Genomic DNA, 24231 nt, shown 5'->3' with positions numbered 1-24231 from the left:
CGGATTATCCAGCGCATCCCCAGACTGGCGAGGCGGCGAAACACGAATGAGCGACCTCTATGAAGCGGACCGCATCAGCTGGATCGGCCTGCGTGCTGTGGAGTTGCCACTGCAGAGGCCTGTCAGCGATGCCAAGGTGCTTACCGGGCGACAGCTGCCCCTGGCGTCGGTCAGCCTGCTGTTCGTCGAACTGCAGACGCAGCAGGGTCATAAGGGGCTGGGCTTCAGCTACAGCCTGCGCACCGGCGGCCCGGCGCAATATGCCCATGTGCGGGAACTGGCGCCGTTACTGCTGGGCGAGGATCCCAACGACATCGCCCGGCTGTGGAGCCGATTGAGCTGGGCCAGCGCCTCGATCGGGCGCAGCGGCCTGGCAGTGCAGAGCATTGCCGCCTTCGACACCGCGCTCTGGGACCTCAAGGCACGCCGTGCCGGACTGCCGCTGGCCAAGCTGCTTGGCGCCCATCGCGATGCGGTGCCTTGCTACAACACCTCCGGCGGCTACCTGCAGGTGCCCATCGAGGAGGTCATCGAAAAGGCCGAGGCCTCCCGCGCCCGCGGTATCGGCGGGATCAAGCTGAAGATCGGCCAGCCAGACCGGCGCGCCGATCTGCGGCGGGTCGCGGCGCTGCGCAGGCACTTCGGTGACGAGGTGGCGTTGATGGTGGACGTTAACCAGCAATGGGACCGCACCACCGCGGCGCGCATGGGACAGGCGCTGGAGGAGTTCGACTTGACCTGGATCGAGGAGCCGCTGGACGCCCACGATCTGGAAGGTCACGCCGCCCTGGCCGCTCAGCTCATCACCCCGGTCGGCACTGGCGAGATGCTCGGCAGCGCGGCCGAAGCCTGTGCCTTTGTCGAGCGCGGGGCGGTGGACGTGATCATGCATGATGCGCCGCGCATCGGTGGCATCACGCCGTTTCTGCAGGTGGCCGAGGCGGCGCGGCGGCGCGGAATCGTCATGGCGCCGCACTTCGTCATGGAATTGCATATCCACCTCGCTGCGGCCTACGAACATGCCACGTGGGTCGAGCATTTCGAATGGCTCGAGCCGCTGTTCCAAGAGCGACTCGAGATCCGCGATGGCTGCATGCAGGTGCCGACCCGGCCCGGGCTGGGGCTGAGCCTCAGCGAGCAGGTGGTGGGTTGGACACTGGCGCGCGAGACGTTCGGCACCAAGCCGTGACGGCAGCCCCTCTGCTGGCGCAGAGGGGCGCAGGTTCAGGTGCGCAGCACCTGGCCGAGAACACCGGTCCTGGGCCGCATTGCGCTGTACAGCTGCCAGAGCACGAAGGCCAGGGCCAGACCGAGGAAGGTCGCGGCGATGGGGTTGGTGAAGAAGGAGGCGAAGTTGCCGGCGGAGAGCATCAGGCCGCGGCGCAGGTTGGTCTCCGCCATCGGCCCGAGGATAAAGCCGATGATGAAGGGCGCGACCGGCATGCCCGCCTTGACGAAGCCGTAGCCGAGCAAGCCGAACAGCAGGATCGACCAGACATCGAACAGCCGGCTAGAGAGGCCGAACGCACCGACCACGCAGAGCACCAGGATGATCGGCAGCAGGATGTGCTTGGGCACGTCGAGCAGCTTGATGAACAGGCGCAGGCCGTAGAACTCCATGAACAGCATCATCACCGAGGCCACCAACAGCGCGGCGAAGATGGTGTAGACCAGCGGCCCCTGGCTGATGAACAGCAGCGGCCCTGGCTGGATGCCGTGAATCAGAAAGCCGCCGAGCAGGATCGCGGTGGTGGTGTCGCCGGGAATGCCCAGGGTCATCAGCGGCATCATGGCGCCGCCGATGCCGGCGTTGTTCGCCGTCTCGCTGGCGACCACGCCGCCGATGTTGCCCTTGCCATAGGTTTCCGGTTGCTTGGCGCGCTTCTTGGCGACGATGTAGGAGAGCAGGTTGGAGGTGCCGGCGCCGATGCCCGGCAGGATGCCCACTGCCAGGCCGATCAGGCCCGAACGACTGGCATTGGGCAGCTCCTGGCGGAACTCCTTGAGCGAGAAGCCGAAGCCCTTGATGTCCTTCATGCTCACCGAGCCGGCCTTGCTGCGCACGGCATGCCGGCCGGTTTCGGCGAGCTTGATAACCTCGGCCACGGCGAACATGCCGATCATCACCGTCAGCATGGAAAAGCCGCCGTTCAGCTCGCTGACGCCGAAGGTGAAGCGGCGCACCGCCTCGACCGGCGCGATGCCGACGGTGGATACGGCGATGCCCAGCGTGCCGGCGAACAGCCCCTTGACCATCGAGCCGGCCGACAGGGTGGCGATCAGCGTCAGCGAGAACACCGCGATGGCGAAGTATTCGTGCGGGCCGAAGCTCAGCGCGACCTTGGCCAGCTGCGGGGCGATGAACATCAGCGCGATGATGCTGAAGATGGTGCCGAGAAAGGAAAACACGATGCCGACCCCGAGCGCCTTCACGCCCAGGCCCTGCTCCATCAATGGGCCGCCGTCGAACACCGTGGCGATGGACGACGGTGTACCGGGAATCTTCAGCAGGATCGCCGAGATCAGGCCGCCGGACGTAGCGCCGATGAACAGCGCGACCAGCAGCGACAGGCCAGCTTGCGGCCCCATGGTAAAGGTCAGCGGCAGGCATAGCGCCACGGCCATGGTCGCCGACAGGCCGGGGACGGCGCCGAACACGATGCCAACCGCAACGCCGCCGAGCATCAGCAGCAGGATGTTGAGCGAGAAGACGGCACCGAAGCCTTGCTGCAGTAAGTCGAGCATGGTCGATTCCTCAGAAATTCAGCAGGCCAGCGGGCAGCAACAGATCGAAGGCCTCGCGGAACAGCAGGTAGATGAACCCCGACGTGACTACCGCGATGACGACATAGAGCAGGTGCCGAATCTTGTGGCCCACAGGCGTCAGCACGATGAACTGCAGGTACAGGTAGATCGCAGTCATGATGGGAAAACCCACCGGGCCCAGCAGTACGACGTAAAGCAGGATCAGGCCAAGGGTCTTGAGCACGGTCAGCGGCTCGGTAACGGTTGGCTTGGGCTGGTCCGGCGTATCGCTGCTGCTCTCTGCAGCCTGCGCGTGGCGGGTAAAAGCGCTCAGGGTCTGCAGCAGGCCCAGCAGGCATAGCAGGATGGCCAGCAGGGTGGGGACGGTGGCGGCATCGATGCCGTCGTGGCCGGGTACGCGGTAGGCCATCACCAGATAGGCGATGCTGGCGCCGAGCATGGCCACGCCGATGGTCAGTTCTTTCTTGTTCGCAGTGGTCATCGCAAACCTCCGTGCGCGAGGAGAGACAGCCAGCCGGCGTGGCCGGCTGGTGACACGTCAGGGATCAGTTCTTGGCCTGACGCAGCTCGTCCTTGAACTGCATGAAGTCCTCGCGGGTCTTGGCCAGAATCGCCTTGGCCTCTTCGGTGCCGTAGTAGGCCACCGGCTGCTTGAACTTCTTCAGTTCCTCGGCGTACTCGGGAATCTCGGTGATCTGTTTCATCACATCGGCCATCTTCTTAACGATCGCCGGGTCGGTGCCCTTCGGAAAGGCGACCACGTAAGGCTTGTCCATGGTGATGTCCAGGCCCTGCTCCTTTAGCGTCGGCACGTCGCCGAGCAGTTCGTTGCGCTCCTCGTTGGGCTGGCCGAGGGCGACCATCTGCCCACCGCTGACGTAATCCTGTACCGATCCATAGGTGATCGCGCCGAGGTCGAGACGACCACCGAGCATGCCCACCACGCGATCGGCGACCGTTCCGCCATCGACCATCTTCAGCTTGGTATCGGTCAGTTTCTCCAGCATCAGTCCCTGCACGTGGGAGAAGCTGCCCATCTCGGTGCCGTAGGTAATGCTGCCCGGCTTGGCCTTCGACTTATCCACCAGGTCCTGCATGCTGGTCACACCGGACTGCTTGGAGGCGACGAATACGGTGCTCTTGTCGACCCCGGCGATGCACGACACGTCGAAGGTTTCGTAGCTGTCCTCGGTGAGGCCGGCGACCTCGTTGACGATCAGCTGCCCCGGGTGGGTGAAGAGGATGGTGTTGCCGTCCGCTGCCGCGCCCTTGACCTGCTCGGCGGCCAGGGTGCCGCCGCCGCCAGCGATATTGGTCACCACCATGCTCTTGCCGGTGATCTGGTTGAAGTACTTGGCCATGGTACGTGCGTTGAAATCGGTATCGCCGCCGGGGTTGGCGATCACCACCACCTGCACGGGGCGGGTCGGCCATTTCACATCGGCGGCCATCGCGGTGGAGGCAGCTGCGAGACCGGCGATGCCGACGAGGGCGGAAAGGAGGGAGGCGCGGAATATTGTTTTCATTGGAGTTCTCCGGGTTTGGGCTGCGGGTTCAGGTATTGCGGCCGAGGCTGGGTTTCTTCGGGTCATAGGTCCAGCCAGGCACCAGGTAACGCATCGCCATGGCGTCGTCGCGCGCGCCGCTGGCGACCTTCTTGTACAACTCGTGGGCGTTCATGATCCGGTCCATGTCCGGCTCGATACCCAGGCCCGGGCGCTCGGGCACGCGCACCTGGCCGTCGACGATCTGCAGCGGCTCGCGGGTCAGGCGCTCCTGGCCTTCCTGCCAGATCCAGTGGGTGTCGATGGCGGTGATACGGCCCGGTGCAGCGGCCGCGGCATGGGTGAACATGGCCAGCGAGACGTCGAAATGGTTGTTCGAATGCGAGCCCCAGGTCAGGCCGAACTGCTCGCACATCTGCGCCAGGCGCACCGAGCCCTGCATGGTCCAGAAGTGCGGGTCGGCGAGCGGGATGTCGACCGACTCCAGGCGCAGCGAGTGGCCCATCTGCCGCCAGTCGGTGGCGACCATGTTGGTGGCGGTGGGAATGCCGGTGGCGCGCTTGAACTCGGCCATGATCTCGCGGCCGGAATAGCCGTTCTCCGGGCCGCAGGGGTCCTCGGCGTAGGCCAGCAGGTGACCCTGGCCCTTGCACAGGGCGATGGCCTCGTCCAGCGACCAGGCGCCGTTGGGGTCGAGGGTGACGCGGGCATCGGGGAAGCGTGCCTTGATCGCGGCGATCGCCTGCATCTCCTCCGCGCCCCGCATCACGCCGCCCTTGAGCTTGAAGTCGGCGAAGCCGTAGCGCGCATGTGCGGCCTCGGCCAGGCGGGCGATGGCGTCCGGGGTCAGCGTCTGCTGATGGCGCAGGTGGTACCAATCCTCGCCGGTGCTGGCCAGATAGGGCAGGTCGGTGCGCTGACGATCACCTATATAGAAGAGGTAGGCGAGCATCGGCACGGCGTCGCGCTGCTGGCCGCTCCCCAGCAGCTCGGCCACCGGCACGTCGAGGTGCTGGCCGAGCAGGTCGAGCAGCGCGGCCTCGACCGCGGTGATCACGTTGTCCAGGCGCAGGTTGATCTCGTGGGGCTGGCGCAGCACGGCGGCCTCGGCTTCGGAGGTCACCTCGTGCCGGGTTGCTTGCGGCGTCCCGGCGGCGTTGCCGGCGATGGCGCTGCGCAGGCTGTTGAGCGTGCGGTTGTAAAGGCCGATCGGCTGGCCGATGACCAGCGGCCGGCAGCGCTCCAGCGCCTGGAGGATGCCTTCGCCACCCGGCACTTCGCCGATGCCGGTGTTGCCGGCATTGTCGGTGAGCAGCACCAGGTTGCGGGTGAAGTAGGGAGCGTGGGCACCGCAGAGGTTGAGCAGCATGCTGTCGTGGCCGGCTACCGGGATGACCCGCATGCTCTGGACGCGGGGTGTTGCACTGAACGTCTGGCTCATTGTCCGCGGCCTCCGCTGCAGGCGAGGCGAGCGACCGGGGTGGGCGCTGTGCGCGCATCTGCTGAGGCAGCGCGGCGGATGGCGTTGTTGGCAGCCAGCGGCTGCGCAGGGGTCGGGCAGTTGCGGAACATGTCCGGGGCCTCGCTATTGTTATTGTGGTCATAGGTCGTCGTACGACTATGGAGGATTTTTTACAGTTCGCTACGTCACCTGTCAAACGAAATCATCAGTGCATTTAGCTGGGTCATCCGCAGCTGCTTATGCCTTTTAAGCTGCCGCCCTCATGGTGATTGACCTGGCCGGGCCGAGTGAAAAGCAGAAAGCTTTCATTCAGCTTTCAGCGCTGAAGAAATGCACAGAAAAAACGGTTGGACTATTTTTAGTTGTACGATAACGTATCTCAAGGCTGACGCCCTTGTACCTCCTCAACATGCATTCAGGATGCTCGAATAATGAACCCACAAGAATTGAAGGCCATCCTCTCTTCCGGCCTGCTGTCGTTCCCGGTTACCGACTTCAACGCGCAGGGCGACTTCAACCGCGCCGGCTACGTCAAGCGCCTGGAATGGCTCGGCCCCTACGGCGCCTCGGCGCTGTTCGCCGCCGGTGGCACCGGCGAATTCTTCTCGCTGGAGCCGCGCGAGTACAGCGAGATCATCAAGACCGCCGTCGACACCTGCGCCGGCACGGTGCCGATTCTCGCCGGCGTCGGTGGTCCGACCCGCCTGGCCATCCAGATGGCGCAGGAAGCCGAGCGCCTGGGTGCCAAGGGCCTGCTGCTGCTGCCGCACTACCTCACCGAGGCCAGTCAGGAAGGCGTCGCCCTGCATGTCGAGCAGGTCTGCAAGTCGGTGAACATCGGCGTGGTGGTCTACAACCGCAACGTCTGCCGCCTGACCGCGACGCACCTGGAGCAGCTGGCCGAGCGCTGCCCGAACCTGATCGGCTACAAGGATGGCCTGGGCGACATCGAACTGATGGTGTCGATCCGCCGCCGCCTCGGTGAGCGCTTCAGCTACCTCGGTGGCCTGCCGACCGCGGAAGTCTATGCCGCGGCCTACAAGGCGCTGGGCGTGCCGGTGTATTCCTCGGCGGTGTTCAACTTCATTCCGAAGACCGCCATGGACTTCTACAAGGCCATCGCCCGCGAGGATCACGAAACCGTCGGCAAGCTGATCGACGATTTCTTCCTGCCGTATCTGGACATCCGCAACCGCTGCAAGGGCTACGCGGTCAGCATCGTCAAGGCCGGCGCCCGCATTTCCGGCTACGACGCCGGCCCGGTGCGCGCGCCGCTGACCGAGCTGAAGCCCGACGAGTACGAGCGCCTGGCGGTGCTGATCGAGAAGCAGGGCGCCCAGTAAGCCTTTCCGGAATCGCCCCGGCGCCGCCCTGCCGAACGGCCGCGCCGGGCATCATCAGAGGACACTTTGCATGGCTGACGTACAACGCTACGACAACTACATCGACGGCCAGTGGGTCGGCTCGGATCGCTACCAGGCCAACACCAATCCGTCCGACCTCTCTGACGTGATCGGCGAATACGCCCAGGCCGATGCCGGGCAGGTCGAGCAGGCCGTCACCGCCGCCCGCCGCGCCTTTCCGGCCTGGGCCACCTTCGGCATCCAGGCGCGCGCCGATGCGCTGGAAAAGGTCGGCCTGGAAATCCTCGCCCGCCGTGAAGAGCTCGGCACGCTGCTGGCCCGCGAAGAGGGCAAGACCCTCCCGGAAGCCATCGGCGAAGTCGCCCGTGCCGGCAACATCTTCAAGTACTTCGCCGGCGAATGCCTGCGCCAGGCCGGCGAGACGCTGCAGTCGGTGCGCCCCGGGGTCGGTGTGGAAGTGACTCGCGAACCGCTCGGCGTGATCGGTCTGATCACGCCGTGGAACTTCCCCATCGCCATCCCCGCCTGGAAGATCGCCCCGGCGCTGGCCTTCGGCAACTGTGTGGTGATCAAACCGGCCGACCTGGTGCCGGGCTGCGCCTGGGCCATCGCCGAGATCATCTCCCGGGCGGGCTTCCCGGCCGGCGTGTTCAACCTGGTGATGGGCCGCGGCCGTGAAGTCGGCGAGGCCATCGTCAATGCCAAGGATGTCGACGCCGTGAGTTTCACAGGCTCGGTGGGCGTCGGCCGCGGCATCGCCCAGGCCTGCGTGGCGCGTGGCGCCAAGGTGCAGCTGGAGATGGGCGGCAAGAACCCGCAGATCGTACTGGACGACGCCGACCTCAACGTTGCCGTCGAGCTGTGCACCCAGAGCGCCTTCTACTCCACCGGCCAGCGCTGCACGGCCTCGAGCCGCATCATTGTCACCGAAGGCATCTACGAGCGTTTCGTCGAGGCGATGATCGAGCGCATCAAGAAGATCAAGGTGGGTTCAGCGCTGGAGCAGGGCGTCGACGTCGGTCCGGTGGTGTCCGAGGCCCAGCTGGAGCAGGACCTGCGTTACATCGAGATCGGCAAGCAGGAGGGTGCGCGCCTGGCCTGCGGTGGCGAGCGGGTGAAGTGTGGCACCGAGGGCTACTTCCTGGCGCCGACGCTGTTCGTCGACAGCGACCCGAACATGCGCATCAGCCGAGAGGAAATCTTCGGCCCGGTGGCCAACGTGGTGAAGGTCAAGGACTACGACGAGGCGCTGGCGATGGCCAACGACACCGAGTTCGGTCTGTCCGCCGGCATCTGCACCACCTCGCTGAAGTACGCCAATCACTTCAAGCGTCACGCGCAGGCCGGCATGGTGATGATCAACCTGCCCACCGCCGGGGTGGATTACCACGTGCCGTTTGGCGGCCGCAAAGGTTCGTCCTACGGCCCGCGCGAACAGGGCCGCTACGCCCAGGAGTTCTACACCACGGTGAAGACCACCTACATCGGCTGAGGTGAAAGCCGGTCGAAAGGCCACGCTGCGAAACTGCGTAACGGCGCCCCGCGCGGGCGCCGCATCCCCGACAAGAACAACAGAGGGACACCCATGACCATTGCCGAAACGGGCACACCCCGCATTACCGAACTCACCGTCGTGCCCGTCGCCGGGCAGGACAGCATGCTGATGAACCTCAGCGGCGCTCACGGGCCCTGGTTCACCCGCAACATCCTCATCCTCAAGGACAGCGCCGGGCATGTCGGCGTCGGCGAAGTGCCGGGCGGCGAAGCCATCCGCCAGACGCTGGAAGACGCCCGCGGCATGATGGTCGGCGAGCCCATCGGCCAATACAACGCCCTGCTCAACCGTGCGCGCCGCGCTTTCGCCGACCGCGATTCTGGCGGCCGCGGCCTGCAGACCTTCGATCTGCGCATCGCCATTCACGCCGTCACTGCGCTGGAGTCGGCGCTGCTCGACCTGCTCGGCCAGCACCTTGAGGTGACCGTCGCCGCACTGCTCGGCGACGGTCAGCAGCGCGATGAAGTGGAAATGCTCGGCTACCTGTTCTTCATCGGTGATCGCAACAAGACCGACCTCGGCTACCGCGACGAATCCGGCGCCGACGACGCCTGGTTCCGCCTGCGCAACGAGGAGGCCATGACGCCGGATAGCATCGTCCGCCAGGCCGAGGCGGCCTATGAGCGCTACGGCTTCAAGGACTTCAAGCTCAAGGGCGGCGTGCTGCGCGGTGAAGAAGAAGTCGAGGCGATCCGCGCCCTGGCCGCGCGCTTCCCCGACGCTCGCGTGACGCTGGACCCCAACGGCGCCTGGTCGCTGGACGAAGCCATCGACCTGTGTCGCGACCTGCACGGCGTGCTGGCGTACGCCGAAGACCCCTGTGGTGCCGAGAACAGCTATTCCGGTCGCGAAGTGATGGCCGAGTTCCGCCGCGCCACCGGTTTGCCGACGGCGACCAACATGATCGCTACCGACTGGCGGCAGATGAGCCACGCGGTGTGCCTGCACTCGGTGGACATCCCGCTGGCCGACCCGCACTTCTGGACCATGGCCGGCTCCGTGCGCGTGGCGCAGATGTGCAGCGACTTCGGGCTGACCTGGGGTTCGCATTCGAACAACCACTTCGATATTTCACTGGCGATGTTTACCCACGTGGCCGCCGCCGCGCCGGGCCGCGTCACTGCCATCGACACCCACTGGATCTGGCAGGACGGGCAGCACCTGACCCGCGAGCCGCTGAAGATCGTCGGCGGCAAGATCTCGGTGCCGCAGAAGCCGGGGCTGGGCGTCGAGCTGGACTGGGATGCCTTGCGCAAGGCCCATGCGATGTACAAGGAAAAAGGCCTGGGCGCCCGCGACGACGCCATCGCCATGCAGTACCTGATCCCCAGCTGGACCTTCAACAACAAGAAGCCCTGCATGGTGCGCTGAGGGCTTCGGCCGCAGGCTTGGTCCCTGTGCTCAAAGGCTGCTGCTTTTGTGGGACCTGCTTCGGCCGCGCGGGCGGCACCGGCTTCGCGGTCAAGACCGTTCCCAAGCGTTCAGCATCGTAGGATGGGCTTTAGCCCACCAGAGATCGAGCCAGAAAGGTGGTTGGTCGGTAGGACGAGGAAGCGGTGGGCTAAAGCCCACCCTACGGGGTGGCAGCTTCGCGATCGTAGGTGGCACCAAAAAGCAGCCTCTGCAGGCGCGGTCTTGACCGCGAATGGGCACCCCGGCGTAGGTCGGGTCTCGGCATCGTAGGGCGGGCTTCAGCCCACCAGCGGCGCGCAAGGAAAAGGTGGTTGGTCGATAGGTAAGCGGTGGATATAGCCCACCCCAACGAAGCTGTCAGAACGAAACCATTTCAGAACAACAACCGGACCAACCGGAGCAGACATGAGCGAAACCGTGCAACTGATTCCCCACCAGGATTCCCCGCGCTGCATCCGCCTGAACGAGGCGGACAACGTCGCCGTGGTGGTCAACGATGGCGGCGTGCCGGTCGGCGCCAGGTTCGAGGACGGCCTGATCACCGTCGAGGCGGTGCCGCAGAGCCATAAGGTGGCGCTGGTAGACATCGGTGAAGGCGAGGCGGTGCGCCGCTACGGGCAGATCATCGGGTTTGCCCTTGAGCCCATCCGCCGCGGCAGCTGGGTCAAGGAAACCCAGCTAAAGATGCCCAGCGCACCGCCGCTGGACTGCCTGCCGCGCGCCACGGCTGTACCGGAGCGGCTCGCGCCGCTGGAGGGTTACACGTTCGAGGGCTATCGCAATGCAGACGGCACCGTCGGTACGCGCAACATCCTCGGCATCAGCACCACGGTGCAATGCGTCACCGGCGTGCTGGAACACGCGGTCAAGCGCATCCGCGACGAGCTGTTGCCCAAGTACCCGAACGTCGACGATGTGGTCGCGCTGACCCACAGCTACGGCTGCGGCGTGGCGATCAACGCCCGCGACGCCTACATCCCCATCCGCACCGTGCGCAACCTGGCGCGCAACCCCAACCTGGGCGGCGAAGCGCTGGTCATCAGCCTCGGTTGCGAGAAGCTGCAGGCCGAACAGGTGATGCACGAGGGCGATCCCTCGGTGGACCTGCGCGACCCCTGGCTATATCGCTTGCAGGAATCGAATACAGGCTTCGGCGAGATGATCGAGCAGATCATGGCGCTGGCCGAAACGCGGCTGAAAAAACTCGACCAGCGCCGCCGCGAAATGGTGCCGGCCAGCGAGCTGATCCTCGGCATGCAGTGCGGCGGCAGCGACGCCTTCTCCGGCATCACCGCCAATCCGGCGCTGGGCTATGCGGCGGACCTGCTGGTGCGCGCCGGGGCCACGGTGATGTTCTCGGAGAACACCGAGGTGCGCGATGCGGTGTATATGCTCACCGCCCGCGCCGAGACGCCGGAAGTGGCCGATGCGCTGATCGCCGAGATGGACTGGTACGACCGCTACCTGGAGCGCGGCGCCGCCGACCGCAGCGCCAACACCACGCCGGGCAACAAGAAGGGCGGGCTGTCGAACATCGTCGAGAAGTCCCTGGGCTCTATCGTCAAATCCGGCAGCGGCGCCATCAATGGCGTGGTGGGGCCGGGCGAACGGGTTGCGCGAAAGGGCCTGATCTTCTGTGCCACCCCGGCCTCCGACTTCGTCTGCGGCACGCTGCAGCTGGCTGCCGGGATGAACCTGCACGTGTTCACCACCGGCCGCGGCACGCCGTACGGCCTGGCCATGGCGCCGGTGGTCAAGGTGGCGACGCGCACTGAACTCGCCGAGCGCTGGCCTGACCTGATCGACATCGACGCCGGGCGTATTGCCAGTGGCCGTAGCAGCATCGAAGAACTCGGCTGGGAGCTGTTCCATTACTACCTGGACGTCGCCAGCGGGCGGAAGCACACCTGGGCCGAGCAGCACCGGCTGCACAACGACATCGTCCTGTTCAACCCGGCGCCCATCACCTGAGCCGACGTGCTCCCGGTCTCGCCCGTAGCAGTGGTGGGGCATGGACAGGCGATACCGCAGGAGATAGGTCAGGTACAGCTTCTAAATAGAAACATTTATCAATATCATGCGCGTTCTCATAAAAACTTCAAGGTAGAACTCCATGAGTCGCGTTGTCGCTTCGCCTCCGTTTTCGTTGCGCCCGCTGGTGTTGGGCCTGCCAGTACTGGTCGCCTGCTTTGCTGTAGACGCTCAGGAAGCGGTCGAGCTCGAAGCGCAACAGATCACCGCACCCCGCGAGACCGAACGCGGTAATGGCCCGGTCGAAGGCTATGTCGCCAAGCGCAGTGTCAGCGCCACCAAGACCGACACGCCGATCATCGAAACCCCGCAGTCGATCAGCGTGATCACCGCCGACCGCATCCGCGACCAGGGCTCGCTGACCATCCAGGATTCGCTGCGCTACGTGGCCGGCATGCGTGGCGAGGCCTATGGTTTCGACAGCCGCGGTGATTCGGCACTGATCCGTGGTATTTCGCCGACTACGTTTCTGGATGGCTTGCAGCAGAGCGTCGGCAGCTACAACAACACGCGCACCGACCCCTTCACTCTGGAGCGCGTTGAGGTGATCAAGGGGCCGTCGTCCATGCTCTATGGGCAGAGTTCGGTCGGCGGCCTACTCAACTTCGTCAGCAAGCGTCCGCAAGCTGTACAGAGAAGCGAGCTGCAGCTGCAGTACGGCAGCTTCGACCGCAAGCAGATCGCCTTCGACAGCACCGGCCCGCTGGATGAAGACGGCACGTTGCTGTACCGCGTGGTGGCGATCCAGCGTGACAGCCAGACTCAGGTCGATCACACCAAAGACAACCGCCTGCTGTTCATGCCGTCGCTGACTTGGCGCCCCAACGAGCAGTTCGAGTGGACGCTGATGGCCAACGTGCAAAAGGACGACGGCGGCACCACCAGTTCCTTCCTGCCGCACCGCGGCACCGTGCTCAGCGCTCCCTACGGCGAGATCGGTAGCGAGCGCTTTGTCAGCGAGCCGGGCTTCGATGAATACGACAGCGAGCAGAAAGCGCTGACCTCGCAGATGGCCTGGCGCCTGGATGACACCTGGACGCTGCGGCAGAACCTGCGCTGGCAGAAGAGCAAGGTCAGCTATCAGACCATGTATGGTTGGGACCCCCTGCGTGGGCCTGTGCTTAATGCGGACAATCGGACTGTCAACCGCGTCTGGTCCATTTCCAAGCCGGAAGTCACCATCTGGACCGCCGATCACCAGGCCGAGTCGCGCTTCGACACCGGTGCGCTGCAGCACACCGCGCTGGTGGGCATCGACTACCGGCATGCGGTAACCGATAGCCGGACCGCTCGCGGCGTGGCCACCCCGCTGGATCTCTACGACCCGGTGTATGGCACCTTCGATCCCTCCGGCATCACGCTTTCCGATGTCCCGCAGCAGCGCGTTGCCCAGCAGGGCCTCTACGTTCAGGACCAGATCCGTCTCGACAAGTGGCTGGCAACTCTGGGGCTGCGCAAGGACTGGGCTGACACTCGCGTCGAGGAGGGTACCCGGCAGAAGGATGACGCGGTCACCGGTCGCGTCGGTCTGACCTATCTGTTCGACAATGGTGTGGCGCCCTACATCAGCTACAGCGAATCCTTTACGCCGATTATCGGGCTGGACAATTTCACTCAGCAGTCCTACAAGCCGCTCGAAGGCGAGCAGTGGGAGCTCGGCGTGAAGTATCAGCCGGCTGGCAGCAACACGCTCCTCACTGCTGCGGTGTTCGATCTGCGCGAGAAGAACCGCCAGATGCCCAACCCGGCGAATCCGCTGAGCACCATCCAGGCCGGCGAAGCGCGGGTAAAGGGGCTGGAGCTGGAAGGGCTGGTCGAGATGAACTCGAACTGGGATCTGATCAGCACCTACACCTATCTGGATAGCGAAGTGGTCAAGGGACCGGTCGCCCAGCAGGGAAAGCGCATCGCCAGCGTGCCCGAACACATGGCCTCGCTATGGTCGCAGCACCGCTTCAGCATCGCCGGCATTCCTGGCTTCAGCGCCGGCGCCGGTGTGCGTTACGTCGGTGCCAGCTGGGATGGCACCGACAGCCTGAAGACGCCGTCGACCACACTGTTCGACGCCATGCTCGGCTACGCCTACCAGGACTGGTCGCTCACCCTCAACGCCACCAACCTGGAAGATGAGACCTACTACACCACCTGTCTGTCACGCGGCGACTGCTTCACCGGCAACCGCCGCACGCTGACGGCGACCGCGAGCTACAGCTTTTGAACGCCGCTGAGCCAAGCGCCGCGTACCGGTCTGCAAGGGAGGATTCGAAGTGAGTCGCAACACATCCATCAACCGCTGGAACATCGCGTCGCGCGTGCTCGCGGCGCTGGTCGGCGGTTACGCGGTCGCCTACGCGGTCACCGCCTTTCTGGCTGTCTATCTGCCGCTGGCACGGCCTGATCGTGTGGTGTTTTCCAGCCTCGCCAGCTTTGCCGTGTGGACGGCCGTGGTGATCTACGTGTTCGCCGCCCGCAGTGCCACGCGGGTATGGCTGCCGATCATCGGCGTAACCGCGGTGCTGTGCCTGGCCGCGTTCTTTTCCGGCGACTGGAGGGTTCGTCCATGAAACTGCGCCAAAGTATGGCCGGACTTCACACCTGGGGCGGCCTGCTGCCGAGCTGGCTGCTCTTTGTGATCATCTTCGCCGGTACCGTTGCCTGCTTCGACAAGGAACTCACTCGCTGGATGCGCCCCGCGCTGCACGACGGCGTGGTATCGAGCCTGGGAGCGGACGACGTACGCGGCTGGTTGCAGCAGAACGTCAGCGATGAGCTGCATGCCTTCTGGATGCACGGCCCCACAGAGCGTGAGCCCTATTGGCGCCTTGGTTGGGAAGTGGACGGTACCGAGACGATCCATAACGTGGCCTTCGATCCGCGCAGTGCGCAGGCCATACCCATGCCGGAAACCGTCGGCGGCGAGTTCTTCTTCAAACTGCACTACAACCTGCATGCCGGCGACGTCGGGATGTACATCGTCGGGCTGGCCGGCATGTTCATGCTCGTCGCGCTGGTGTCAGGCGTGATCATCCACCGGCGCATCTTCAAGGATTTCTTCACGCTGCGGCCCAAGGCCAACGGCCAGCGCGCCTGGCTCGATGCGCACAACCTGTTTGGCGTGGTCGGATTTCCGTTCCATCTGGTGCTGGCCTATACCGGCGTGGCGATTTTCGTCGCGTCCTACATGCCGGCTGCCGCACAAGTGAGCTACTCCGGCAACGTCGTGCAGTACTTCGGTGAGGTGATGGGCAGCTATCACCGTGATGAGCTGCACCAGCCGGCTGCAAAACCGACCTCGTTGGATGCGTTGATTGCCGAATCGCGCCAGCAGTGGGGCGGTGGCGAGGTGGGCTGGGTCAGCGTGCATCATCCTGATGACGCTTCGGCGGTGGTGGACATCCGTCGACGGGACCGCTCGCGCATCGGCTCGCCGCAGGACACCCTGACCTACGACGCCACGAGCGGCGAACTGCTCAATCGTCAGGATGCCTCCACTGGCTATCGCGCCTACCTCTGGCTGGCCGGCCTGCATATGGCGCAGTTTGGCGGCACGCTGGTGCGTCTGTTGTACCTGCTGATGGGGCTTGCCGGGTGCGCCATGCTGGTGGGCGGCCTGAAGGTTTGGGTGGCCAAGCGTGAGCAGCGCGGCGACAGGAGCCTGGCCTGGGTACGCGCGTTGAACGCCTCGGTTTTCGCCGGCCTGCCGCTGGCCAGCCTAGCGTTGCTGTGGGGCAATCGCCTGATTCCAGGCACCTTCGCCGAACGCGCAGTAGCCGAGGGCTGGGTGTTCGTCGGTGTCTGGCTGCTAGCTGTGCTCTGGGCTGTTCTGCGCCGCCGGCAAAGCCATCGCCTGCTGCGCGAACAACTGCTGCTCGGCGCCGTGCTCGCCCTTGGATTGCCGCTGATCAATGGTTTGACCAGCGAGGGTCACCTGGTCGCCAGTCTTGGGCGTGGCGACTGGGTGTTGGCGTCAGTTGATTTATTCATGATTGTCGCGGGGCTGATTTGCGCCGCCTTTGCCTGGCGCTTGAGCGCAGCGCCGGCCCCGGTTGCTGTGCGTAGCCGGACAACCCGAGCACAGGAGGCGTGAACGTGCTGCTATTGGCTTTGGCCCTGGCCTACCTGGGTATGACGTTGCTCTGCCTGACCATGAACCGACACCGCGGTGTGCTGCTGCACGCCGATACGCGACTGCCAGGCGCAGCGATCATTCGGACGCTGGCCGCGGGCTGCTTCGGCTTTGCCCTGTGGTTATGCATCAACAGCCAGGGCGGCGAGATCGGTACGGTGATCTGGCTCTGCCTGGTGATGCTCGCTGGCTTGCTGCTGGTGCTGCTATTGGCCTGGCGTTCGCGCTGGGTATTGCCAGCGGCGCCGCTGTTGGCGGTGTGCGGGGTAGTGCAGGGAGTGCTGTAAAACCATTTGCGGGCTACGGCCCACCAACTCGCAGAGGAATATCGATGACCTGCATTCTCCAGATGGGCCCCTTGACCGAGCGATTCCAGCAGTGCCTGGACGGGCATGAAGTCCTGGCGTACTGGCAGGGAGATGCCGAAGCGCTGCTCGCCGAGCATGCCGAGCGCATCGAAATCATGGTTACCTCTGCGCGGTTTGGTTGCCCGGCCTCGCTGATCGCACGGTTGCCCAGGCTGAAAGCCATCTGCAGCTTCGGCGTCGGCTATGACTCCATTGCCTTGGAGGCCGCCAGGATGCGAGGCATCCCGGTGAGCAACACGCCGGATGTGCTCAACGAATGCGTGGCCGATCTGGCCTTCGGTCTGATCATCGACAGCGCGCGTCAGCTTGCCCTGGGCGACCGCTTCGTTCGCGAGGGGCGTTGGGCCGATGGAAACCTCGCGCTCGGCCGTCGGGTCAGCGGCAAACGGCTTGGCATCGTCGGTCTGGGCCGCATCGGCGAGGCGGTGGCCAAGCGCTCGGCGGGCTTCGACATGAAGGTGCGCTATCACAATCGCCGGCCGGTGACGGGCAGCCCGTACGAGTATGTGGCTGACCTGTTGGATCTCGCGCGCTGGGCGGATTTTCTCGTGCTCACCTGTCCGGGTGGGGCGCAAACGCAGCACCTCATCGACCGGGCCGTGCTCGACGCGCTGGGTGCCAAGGGCATTCTGATCAACGTTGCGCGTGGCTCGGTGGTGGACGAGCCGGCGCTGGTCGCCGCGTTGCAGGAAGGGCGGCTCGGTGGTGCGGGTCTGGATGTCTTTGCCGAGGAGCCGAGGGTGCCGACGGCACTCTGCGAGTTGCCCAACGTCGTCCTGCTGCCGCACATCGGCAGTGCCACCCATGAAACCCGCAGGGCGATGGAGGATCTGCTATTGGACAACCTGGACTGCTTTGTCCGCGAAGGCCGCCTGCTGACGCCGGTCTAGGCGCCGCAGCAGACAGCTGCACCGCGGCGAGTCGCGGATGCTGAGCGCCGTGCAGTCCCCGGCGCGGTCTCATCGCTAACACCGTCGCTGCTGGCGGTTGCCAACCATCAGGAGCACGCATGGCTTCCCTTGACGAGCTGCACCTCTCGCACGCCGGTTTCCGGCTCTCGGTCTGTCCGGCATTGGGTGGTGCCATCACCCGTTTTGCCCTGGATGATTTCGACCTGCTGAGGCCCTGGGACGGCATCGAGCAAGTGCGCCGCGCAAGTTGCTTCGTGCTGGCGCCGTATTCCAATCGCATCGGTGATGGACTGTTCGAGGTGAATGGCGAACAGCATCGGCTGCGGTTGAATTCCGCGGAGCACGACTTGCCGATTCACGGCGTGGGCTGGAAGCGCCCTTGGACGCAGGCTGCGCAGGAGGCCGATCGTCTTCTGCTGACCCTGCAGCACCGGGCCGAAGGCGAAGCCCGGCAGGACTGGCCTTTCTCCTTCGAACTCGAGCATGAGCTCGGTCTCGACGAGCAGGGCGCCTGGATGCGGCTGGTGCTGAGCAATCGTAGTGATCGGGTGATGCCGGCAGGGCTCGGCTGGCACCCATACTTCTTGCGCCATGATGGCGTGACGCTGCGTTTTGCTGCCCAGCAGGTCTGGCTGAGTGACGATCAGCAGCTGCCGCGCAAGGCGGTGGACGTACCAGAGCGCTGGGACTACCGGCAGGCGCGGGAGCTGCACGAGCCCGAGCTGGATCATTGCTTTAGTGGTTGGGATGGCACGGCAACACTGCAGTGGCACGCTGCAGGGGTCACGCTGCAAATCGAAGCTGGCCCGTCGATGGCGCATCTGGTGGTGTATACGCCGCCGGCCGCGCAAGGGCTCTTCGCCGTGGAGCCGGTATCCCATCGCAACGATGCGTTGAGTACGCCCGATCCGGCCAAGCACGGAGTCGTGTATCTGCAGCCGGGCGAGCGACTGGAGCGGCGCTGCCGCCTGCGCGTCACGCGTCGCTGAAAGCGGATGAAAAAAGGCCCGTCAGACGACGGGCCAAAGATTTATCGCAACCGGAGCGAGGAGGGTTGCGTACTGCGCTACCGCTTACAGCAGAGACAGCGGGTAGTTGAAGATCAGCCGGTTCTCGTCGAACTCGGTGGTGCTGTAGTCACGACGGATGCTGGAGTTGCGCCACTTGACGTTGAGGTTCTTGAACGGGCCGCTCTGCACTGTGTAGGCAAGCTCCGACTCGCGGCCCCATTCTTTACCGTCATCCACGCCGCCAGCTTCAATGCGATCGCCGCTGATGTAGCGGTTCATGATGGTCAGGCCCGGAACGCCCATGCCGGTGAAGTTGTAGTCATGGCGTAGCTGCCACGAACGCTCGTTCGGGTTGTCGTAGGCCGAGTTGAACGAGTCGTTGGCCAGGGTGCCGCCGCTGGTGCCGTTGACGCGCATCCAGCCGTTGTCGCCGCTGACCTTCTGCAGACCGACGTAGAAGGTGTTGCCACCGACCTGCAGGCCGAACAGGCCGGAGTAGGTCTTGTTGTCCAGATCGCCGACCAGTGCGCTGCCTTCTTCCTTGCCGGTGAAGTAACCGAGGTTGGCGGTCAGCGCCATGCCTTCACCCAGCGGTTGGGTGTGCAGGAGCTGGAAATAGTTCTGCTGGTAGATGTCTTCCAGGCGTGCGTGCCAGGCGCCTATCTTCGTCTTGGCGCCGAGGTCGTACTCACCGCCGACAAAGTTGAACCGATCAGAGGTAACGCCACCGAAGCCCTGCAGGGACATGTCGTCCATGCTGCCATCATCGCGCGGGCTGTTCTGCCGCATCTGACCGCCATAGAGTGCCAGACCATTGATCTCCTTGGAGGTGATCATGCCGCCCTTGAAGGTCTGCGGCAGGGAGCGCCCGTCGTCCGAGCGCAGGATCGGCAGCACCACCATCCATTCACCGACGCGCATTTCGGTTTCGGACAGCTTGGCCTTCGCCGCAACCGCCAGGCGGCCGAAGTCATCCGGCGGATGCCGGTCGCCCGGTGCGCCATGTACCGGCAGCAGGCCCGTGCCATAGGTGCCGCCACCGCCATCGAGCTTGACGGCCAACAGACCCAGCGCATCCACGCCGAAACCGATCGGGCCAGGCGTATAGCCGGACTGGAAATTGAGAATGAAGCTCTGCGTCCACTCTTCGGCCTTGCTCAGCGGCGCGTCCGGATTGGTGAAGTTGCGGTTGATGTAAAAGTTGCGCAGGTTCAGTGACAGCTTCGAGTCGTCGATGAAGCCCTCGGCTTGCGCACTGGCGGCAAAGCCGAGCGATGCGAGGGTCATGCAACCGCCAGCGAAAAGCGCGACGGATGAGGAGGTGCGTGGGGTCATTATTGTTGTACTCCCTTGCTTGATGGGCCGCCCCGGTGTGGCCACCGTGGGGGCGGTGGTCTATGCCTGATGGCAAGTCTAATGACGTCAGTTGTCATATGACTGCAGGCATTATGGACATGGCTTCGTCGTTGTCAACGTCGCCTAAAGTCGAAAGAAGGGATGGCCCACAGCAGAGAATACGGGCGCCCCGTCAGGCCTGTGCTGTATTTGAGGGGGCCGGCAGCGTAAGCACGCGATGGTCTTGTGCTTTGCTGCCGAGAAGGCGATCACTCGAAGATTGACGAGTGATCGTATGACTCAGGGGCGACTATAGGGTGAAGTGGCAGCCGGGGAGAGATCGAATGTGCCTTTCTCGACGAAGCGCTGGGTGCCGAACAAACCGCCGGCAAGCTTGCCGCGCAACACGTAGGGTACTTCGTCGAGGCCGACGTGTTCGGCAAGCCCGAGGGCCTGGCGCGCAGCAGAGAAAGCCGAGATGGTCACCGGTACGCTGAGCACGCTCTCACCGAAGCGTGGCACCGTGCCGCGCTGGTCGCTGACCCCGCTGGCCAGCCGGCGGCCGTTGACCTCCAGGTCCAACGCGACGCCGCTGTAATCGATGGCGGCCTCGTTGGGGTTCTGCAGGCGGAGCCTGACCATGAAGCGCAATTCCAGACCTTCGCCCTGCAACGGTTGAATGCCGGCGACCTGAACATTGAGCGGGTCGCGCGGCGAGAAGGCGGCGCAGGCGCCTAGCGCGGAGGCGAGCAGGGCGATCAGCAGCAGGCGCAGCGGTTGGTGAAGCGTGGCAAATATGTGCACTCAGGATTTCCTGTCGAGGTTCTTGATGCCCTGCAGCAGCTCTATGGGCAGCGGAAAGACGATGGTGGAGCTCTTGTCGCCGGCGATGTTGCTCAGCGTCTGCATGTAGCGCAGTTGCATCGCTCCCGATTGCCGGCCGAGCATCTCGGCGGCCTGCATCAGCTTCTCCGAAGCCTGCAATTCGCCCTCTGCATGAATGACCTTGGCTCGGCGCTCGCGTTCCGCCTCGGCCTGGCGGGCAATGGCGCGAACCATGGACTCGTCGAGATCAACATGCTTGATCTCGACGTTGGACACCTTGATGCCCCAGGCGTCGGTCTGTGCATCGAGCACCTGTTGGATGTCGCTGTTGAGCTGTTCTCGTTCGGCCAGCATGTCGTCCAGCTCGTGCTTGCCGAGTACCGCGCGCAGGGTGGTCTGCGCCAGCTGGCTGGTGGCCGAATGGTAATCCTCGACCTGGATGATCGCTTTCTGCGCATCGAGGACGCGGTAGTACACCACCGCATTGACCTTGACCGAAACGTTATCGCGGGAGATCACGTCCTGGGTTGGCACGTCCAGCACCAGGGTGCGCAGGTCGACCCGAACCATCTGCTGCAGCCCCGGGATGATCAGGATCAGCCCAGGGCCCTTGACCTTCCAGAAGCGCCCGAGCATGAACACCACGCCGCGCTCGTATTCGCGCAGGATGCGAAAGGTCGAGGCCAGCAGGCCCAACAACAGCACCAGCAACACCAGAAAACTCATTTCATAACCCATGGTTCAGCTCCTCTCGATTGGTTGATGGTTGTGCCGCGACCTCCAGGTGCAGGCCTTGCCGCGCAATCACCCGTACCTGTTGGCCGACCTGCAAGGGCATGGCACTGCGCACCTGCCAGTTCTCGCCCTGCAGATGCACCCAGCCGCTGTGCGGGTTCTGCGGCGGCACTGAATCCACCAGCGCCAGGCTGCCGATGAGTTCGCTGTCACCACCGACGAGGCGCTGTCGTCGTGCCTTCAGCGCCATGGCGACGATGGCGAACACCAGCAGTGCGCTGACGATGCCCAGCGGCACGATCAATGAGAGCGGGATGCCGAAGCCGGGCACTTCCGTGTCGATCAGGATCACCGCGCCCGCGACGAATGCCGCGACCCCGCCGATGCCGAGTACGCCGAAGCTCGGTAGAAAGCCCTCGGCCACCATGAAGGCGATGCCCAGCAGTATCAGCGCCACCCCGGCGTAGTTCACCGGTAACAGCTGCAGCGAATACAGCGCGAGAATCAGGCAGATGCCGCCGAGCACGCCGCCAGCGCCGATGCCGGGGTTGGAGAATTCGAGAATCAGCCCGTAGATGCCGATCATCATCAGAATCAACGCCACGCTTGGGTTGGTGATCACCGCCAGCAGGCGCACCCGCCAGTCCGGTGCATGTTCGATCAGCTGAGCATCGGAGGTGCTCAGGCTGACCTCTCCTTCGGCGGTGACGAGGGTCTTGCCGTCGAGCTGGCGCAGCAGATCGGCGACATCGCGCGCCAGGTAGTCGATGACCTTGAGTTCCAGCGCTTCGCTGGCCGAGAGGCTGACCGCCTCGCGCACCGCCTGCTCGGCCCATTCGGCATTGCGTTCGCGTAACTGCGCGAGTCCACGGATGTAGGCGGCGGCATCGTTGACCTGTTTGCGGCTCATGGCATCGCCGGGGGCTTTGGTTTGCTCGCCCTTTTCGCCTTGCGGCTGCTCGGGCGGCGCGCCGGGCATGCCTCCGATCTGCACCGGCGTTGCTGCGCCGAGGTTGGTGCCCGGTGCCATCGCCGCAACATGGCTGGCGTAGAGCATGTAGGTGCCGGCGCTGGCTGCGCGGGCGCCGCTGGGGGTCACATAGGTAGCAACCGGAATCGGACTGGCGAGGATCGCCTTGATGATGGCGCGCATCGAAAGGTCCAGGCCGCCAGGGGTGTCCAGTTCCAGCACCACCAGCTGTGCGCCTTCGTCGACGGCATGCTTGAGGCCGCGCAGAACATAGTCGGCGCTGGCCGGGCCGATGGCGCCATCCACCCGCAGCAGCGTCACCGGAGCGGCGGCCAATACCGGTCCGACCAGTAACAGCAGCAAGGCCAGCGACCGGCGCAATAGGCGCATGGAGCGAGGCATGGCATTCTCCTCGGGCAGTGCAGGAGGTACTGCCTGTCTCTTGAGCGTAGACGACAGGCCCAGCTGCGTCGGTTGCTGCGCGGGAATGCCACGCCGTGGCGCAGGCACTGACCTCCGGCCGAGGTTGCTGCCTCGCACTTGCCGGCTGGCCATGTCCGTAGAAGAAGGAGTCACCCGTGGATGAGAAAGCGATCAGCGCGATCAAGCGCCGGCAGGATAGGGCGATCTGATGCCGGCGCCTCGTAACCAAACCGTCGAGAAGATGATGGGGGCCGTGCGCTGGATAGGCTTCGGTGCCTGCTCACTGGCAGCCGTCGGCTATGCAGTGATCGGCAATTACAACATGGCCGGGGCGATGCTGGCGCTGGCCGTGCTTTCCTGGATCAACATCCGTCGCAAGCGTTCGCCACGGCCGCCTGAGCGCTAGTGCCGGCGTCGACCCAATGCCCATCCCGCACCCAACGCCAGCAGGGCGCCGGCGCCCAGGGCCAGCTTGCCCACATTCGCCGCGCTGATGGTCAGCGCGTGTGATTGCGCCTGATCACCGAAGCGGCCGTCGGTCGCGTGTAGACCCTCGACCGGCTCGAACAGGTTGTCCGAACGGTTTTCCGGCACGCGCTCGGGCACCAGCTGCCCGTCCCAGGCTTGCCGCGCGAGCATGCGATCGAGCAGACCGGGCATGAACAGCGTGCCGATGATCGCTTTCAGGCTCGCCGTGCCGACCCACAACTCCCGTGGTGCTTCGTGGGCTGCGCGCAAGATGGCGCGGGCGGCAACTTCTGGTGTATGGATTGGCGGCACCGGCTGCGCGCGCCAACCCACCTTGTTGCGTGCCCAGTCGAATTGCGGCGTGTTGTGCGCCGGCAGCTGGACCATGGTCAGGCGGATGGCGCTGTTATCGTGTATCAGCTCACAGCGCAGCGAGTCGATGAAGCCGCGGATCGCGAACTTGGCACCGCAGTAGACCGACTGCAGCGGTATGGCGCGATAGGCCAATGCCGAGCCGACCTGGACGATGGTGCCGCTATTGCGCGGGCGCATGCAGCGCAGGGCGGCGAGGGTGCCGTGCACGCTACCGAGGTACGTCACTTCGGTGACGCGACGAATTTCGTCTGCGGTCAAGGACGCGAAGGGGCCGAACACGGTCGCCATCGCCGCGTTCACCCAGACATCGATCGGCCCCAGTTCCGTCTCTATGCGGCTGGCTGCGGCATCCAGCGCCTTGGCATCGGCGACATCGGCGGAAATCGCCAAAACGGTCGCACCCAGTGCTTCGAGTTGCTCCTGAGTGTCGCGCAGGCCCTGTTCACCCCGGGCGATCAGCGCGACCTGGTAGCCGGCTTTCGCAAAGGCCTCGGCGGTTGCTCGGCCGACACCCGCGGTCGCACCGCAGATCACCGAGATTAGTTCAGACATGGGAAATCCTCTGCTCGAAGAAGAAAGCGGCGCGATT

General features: G+C 64.7%; 21 protein-coding genes. 12 read left to right on the top strand and 9 right to left on the bottom strand.

Annotation, left to right across the window (positions count from 1 at the left end):
• Window positions 1-46: 46 nt before the first annotated feature.
• Window positions 47-1189 carry an L-talarate/galactarate dehydratase gene (locus AAEZ08_RS04240; protein ID WP_058064904.1) on the top strand — a complete coding sequence of 381 codons (1143 nt, stop codon included), beginning with the start codon at window positions 47-49 and terminating at the stop codon, window positions 1187-1189.
• Between the two features lie 35 nt (window positions 1190-1224).
• Here AAEZ08_RS04240 and AAEZ08_RS04235 read toward each other — a convergent pair whose 3' ends face one another.
• The 4 genes from AAEZ08_RS04235 to AAEZ08_RS04220 form a co-directional block, all read right to left on the bottom strand.
• A complete protein-coding gene (locus AAEZ08_RS04235) occupies window positions 1225-2745 on the bottom strand; it encodes a tripartite tricarboxylate transporter permease (protein WP_500123780.1) in 1521 nt (506 codons plus the stop codon).
• Between the two features lie 10 nt (window positions 2746-2755).
• Window positions 2756-3247: a tripartite tricarboxylate transporter TctB family protein gene (locus tag AAEZ08_RS04230; RefSeq protein WP_003282644.1), complete on the bottom strand. Its 492-nt coding sequence runs from the start codon at window positions 3245-3247 to the stop codon at window positions 2756-2758.
• 64 nt (window positions 3248-3311) lie between these two features.
• Window positions 3312-4292 carry a tripartite tricarboxylate transporter substrate binding protein gene (locus AAEZ08_RS04225; protein WP_482694556.1) on the bottom strand — a complete coding sequence of 327 codons (981 nt, stop codon included), beginning with the start codon at window positions 4290-4292 and terminating at the stop codon, window positions 3312-3314.
• Between the two features lie 28 nt (window positions 4293-4320).
• Complete coding sequence (locus tag AAEZ08_RS04220; RefSeq protein WP_500123779.1) at window positions 4321-5712, bottom strand: enolase C-terminal domain-like protein; 1392 nt, start codon at window positions 5710-5712, stop codon at window positions 4321-4323.
• Between the two features lie 452 nt (window positions 5713-6164).
• On the opposite strand from AAEZ08_RS04220, the gene kdgD reads away from it, so the two are divergent.
• The 10 genes from kdgD (at window position 6165) to AAEZ08_RS04170 (ending at window position 18490) form a co-directional block, all read left to right on the top strand.
• On the top strand, window positions 6165-7076 hold the full coding sequence (gene kdgD / locus AAEZ08_RS04215) for a 5-dehydro-4-deoxyglucarate dehydratase (RefSeq protein ID WP_500123778.1): 912 nt from the start codon (window positions 6165-6167) through the stop codon (window positions 7074-7076).
• 70 nt (window positions 7077-7146) lie between these two features.
• The gene (locus tag AAEZ08_RS04210) at window positions 7147-8589 is read left to right on the top strand and encodes an aldehyde dehydrogenase family protein (RefSeq protein ID WP_500123777.1); all 1443 of its coding nucleotides are present in this window, start codon (window positions 7147-7149) and stop codon (window positions 8587-8589) included.
• 93 nt (window positions 8590-8682) lie between these two features.
• Window positions 8683-10023 (top strand): glucarate dehydratase, encoded by a 1341-nt coding sequence (gudD, locus tag AAEZ08_RS04205; protein ID WP_500123776.1) that lies wholly within the window; start codon window positions 8683-8685, stop codon window positions 10021-10023.
• A gap of 459 nt (window positions 10024-10482) precedes the next feature.
• Window positions 10483-12036, top strand: coding sequence for a galactarate dehydratase (gene garD, locus AAEZ08_RS04200; RefSeq protein ID WP_500123869.1), 1554 nt, complete (start codon window positions 10483-10485; stop codon window positions 12034-12036).
• 142 nt (window positions 12037-12178) lie between these two features.
• Window positions 12179-14314 (top strand): TonB-dependent siderophore receptor, encoded by a 2136-nt coding sequence (locus AAEZ08_RS04195; protein ID WP_500123775.1) that lies wholly within the window; start codon window positions 12179-12181, stop codon window positions 14312-14314.
• 49 nt (window positions 14315-14363) lie between these two features.
• Window positions 14364-14660, top strand: coding sequence for a DUF3649 domain-containing protein (locus AAEZ08_RS04190; RefSeq protein WP_003282636.1), 297 nt, complete (start codon window positions 14364-14366; stop codon window positions 14658-14660).
• The gene (locus AAEZ08_RS04185) at window positions 14657-16183 is read left to right on the top strand and encodes a PepSY-associated TM helix domain-containing protein (protein ID WP_500123774.1); all 1527 of its coding nucleotides are present in this window, start codon (window positions 14657-14659) and stop codon (window positions 16181-16183) included. Before AAEZ08_RS04190 ends, AAEZ08_RS04185 begins: the two co-directional genes overlap by 4 nt.
• A gap of 2 nt (window positions 16184-16185) precedes the next feature.
• The gene (locus AAEZ08_RS04180; RefSeq protein ID WP_036991415.1) at window positions 16186-16509 is read left to right on the top strand and encodes a DUF3325 domain-containing protein; all 324 of its coding nucleotides are present in this window, start codon (window positions 16186-16188) and stop codon (window positions 16507-16509) included.
• A 44-nt stretch (window positions 16510-16553) separates the two neighbouring features.
• Complete coding sequence (locus AAEZ08_RS04175; RefSeq protein ID WP_500123773.1) at window positions 16554-17480, top strand: 2-hydroxyacid dehydrogenase; 927 nt, start codon at window positions 16554-16556, stop codon at window positions 17478-17480.
• A gap of 119 nt (window positions 17481-17599) precedes the next feature.
• Complete coding sequence (locus AAEZ08_RS04170) at window positions 17600-18490, top strand: aldose 1-epimerase (protein WP_500123772.1); 891 nt, start codon at window positions 17600-17602, stop codon at window positions 18488-18490.
• Window positions 18491-18574: 84 nt separating this feature from the next.
• On the opposite strand, the gene AAEZ08_RS04165 is transcribed toward AAEZ08_RS04170, so the two are convergent.
• From AAEZ08_RS04165 to AAEZ08_RS04150, 4 genes are all read right to left on the bottom strand, one after another.
• Window positions 18575-19846 (bottom strand): OprD family porin, encoded by a 1272-nt coding sequence (locus AAEZ08_RS04165; RefSeq protein WP_003282631.1) that lies wholly within the window; start codon window positions 19844-19846, stop codon window positions 18575-18577.
• A 300-nt stretch (window positions 19847-20146) separates the two neighbouring features.
• Complete coding sequence (locus AAEZ08_RS04160) at window positions 20147-20650, bottom strand: LEA/WHy family protein (RefSeq protein ID WP_102819901.1); 504 nt, start codon at window positions 20648-20650, stop codon at window positions 20147-20149.
• The gene (locus AAEZ08_RS04155) at window positions 20651-21409 is read right to left on the bottom strand and encodes a slipin family protein (RefSeq protein ID WP_003282629.1); all 759 of its coding nucleotides are present in this window, start codon (window positions 21407-21409) and stop codon (window positions 20651-20653) included.
• Window positions 21399-22778 (bottom strand): NfeD family protein, encoded by a 1380-nt coding sequence (locus AAEZ08_RS04150; RefSeq protein ID WP_500123771.1) that lies wholly within the window; start codon window positions 22776-22778, stop codon window positions 21399-21401. Before AAEZ08_RS04150 ends, AAEZ08_RS04155 begins: the two co-directional genes overlap by 11 nt.
• 229 nt (window positions 22779-23007) lie before the next feature.
• Here AAEZ08_RS04150 and AAEZ08_RS04145 point away from each other — a divergent pair, with 229 nt between their 5' ends.
• On the top strand, window positions 23008-23205 hold the full coding sequence (locus AAEZ08_RS04145) for a hypothetical protein (protein WP_058064917.1): 198 nt from the start codon (window positions 23008-23010) through the stop codon (window positions 23203-23205).
• Here AAEZ08_RS04145 and AAEZ08_RS04140 read toward each other — a convergent pair.
• Window positions 23202-24194, bottom strand: a complete 993-nt coding sequence (locus AAEZ08_RS04140; RefSeq protein ID WP_500123770.1) for an SDR family oxidoreductase — start codon at window positions 24192-24194, stop codon at window positions 23202-23204. The genes AAEZ08_RS04145 and AAEZ08_RS04140 overlap by 4 nt on opposite strands.
• Window positions 24195-24231: the final 37 nt, after the last annotated feature.

The organism is Pseudomonas sp. E45-MNA-CIBAN-0222, assembly GCF_040310405.1.
Taxonomy (GTDB): domain Bacteria; phylum Pseudomonadota; class Gammaproteobacteria; order Pseudomonadales; family Pseudomonadaceae; genus Stutzerimonas; species Stutzerimonas stutzeri_AC.
Note: the sequence above shows the minus strand (reverse complement) of the source record. Positions and strands in the feature narration are given on the sequence as shown.

Excerpts from the sequence above, each read along its gene's own strand:
- AAEZ08_RS04175 (WP_500123773.1), top strand. The coding sequence starts at position 16,554 with ATGACCTGCATTCTCCAGATGGGCCCCTTGACCGAGCGATTCCAGCAG.
- AAEZ08_RS04170 (WP_500123772.1), top strand. The coding sequence starts at position 17,600 with ATGGCTTCCCTTGACGAGCTGCACCTCTCGCACGCCGGTTTCCGGCTC.
- AAEZ08_RS04195 (WP_500123775.1), top strand. The coding sequence starts at position 12,179 with ATGAGTCGCGTTGTCGCTTCGCCTCCGTTTTCGTTGCGCCCGCTGGTG.
- AAEZ08_RS04140 (WP_500123770.1), bottom strand. The coding sequence starts at position 24,194 with ATGTCTGAACTAATCTCGGTGATCTGCGGTGCGACCGCGGGTGTCGGC.
- kdgD (WP_500123778.1), top strand. The coding sequence starts at position 6,165 with ATGAACCCACAAGAATTGAAGGCCATCCTCTCTTCCGGCCTGCTGTCG.
- AAEZ08_RS04210 (WP_500123777.1), top strand. The coding sequence starts at position 7,147 with ATGGCTGACGTACAACGCTACGACAACTACATCGACGGCCAGTGGGTC.
- AAEZ08_RS04230 (WP_003282644.1), bottom strand. The coding sequence starts at position 3,247 with ATGACCACTGCGAACAAGAAAGAACTGACCATCGGCGTGGCCATGCTC.
- AAEZ08_RS04155 (WP_003282629.1), bottom strand. The coding sequence starts at position 21,409 with ATGGGTTATGAAATGAGTTTTCTGGTGTTGCTGGTGCTGTTGTTGGGC.
- gudD (WP_500123776.1), top strand. The coding sequence starts at position 8,683 with ATGACCATTGCCGAAACGGGCACACCCCGCATTACCGAACTCACCGTC.
- AAEZ08_RS04225 (WP_482694556.1), bottom strand. The coding sequence starts at position 4,292 with ATGAAAACAATATTCCGCGCCTCCCTCCTTTCCGCCCTCGTCGGCATC.
- AAEZ08_RS04145 (WP_058064917.1), top strand. The coding sequence starts at position 23,008 with ATGCCGGCGCCTCGTAACCAAACCGTCGAGAAGATGATGGGGGCCGTG.
- AAEZ08_RS04185 (WP_500123774.1), top strand. The coding sequence starts at position 14,657 with ATGAAACTGCGCCAAAGTATGGCCGGACTTCACACCTGGGGCGGCCTG.
- AAEZ08_RS04240 (WP_058064904.1), top strand. The coding sequence starts at position 47 with ATGAGCGACCTCTATGAAGCGGACCGCATCAGCTGGATCGGCCTGCGT.
- AAEZ08_RS04150 (WP_500123771.1), bottom strand. The coding sequence starts at position 22,778 with ATGCCTCGCTCCATGCGCCTATTGCGCCGGTCGCTGGCCTTGCTGCTG.
- AAEZ08_RS04165 (WP_003282631.1), bottom strand. The coding sequence starts at position 19,846 with ATGACCCCACGCACCTCCTCATCCGTCGCGCTTTTCGCTGGCGGTTGC.
- AAEZ08_RS04220 (WP_500123779.1), bottom strand. The coding sequence starts at position 5,712 with ATGAGCCAGACGTTCAGTGCAACACCCCGCGTCCAGAGCATGCGGGTC.
- AAEZ08_RS04235 (WP_500123780.1), bottom strand. The coding sequence starts at position 2,745 with ATGCTCGACTTACTGCAGCAAGGCTTCGGTGCCGTCTTCTCGCTCAAC.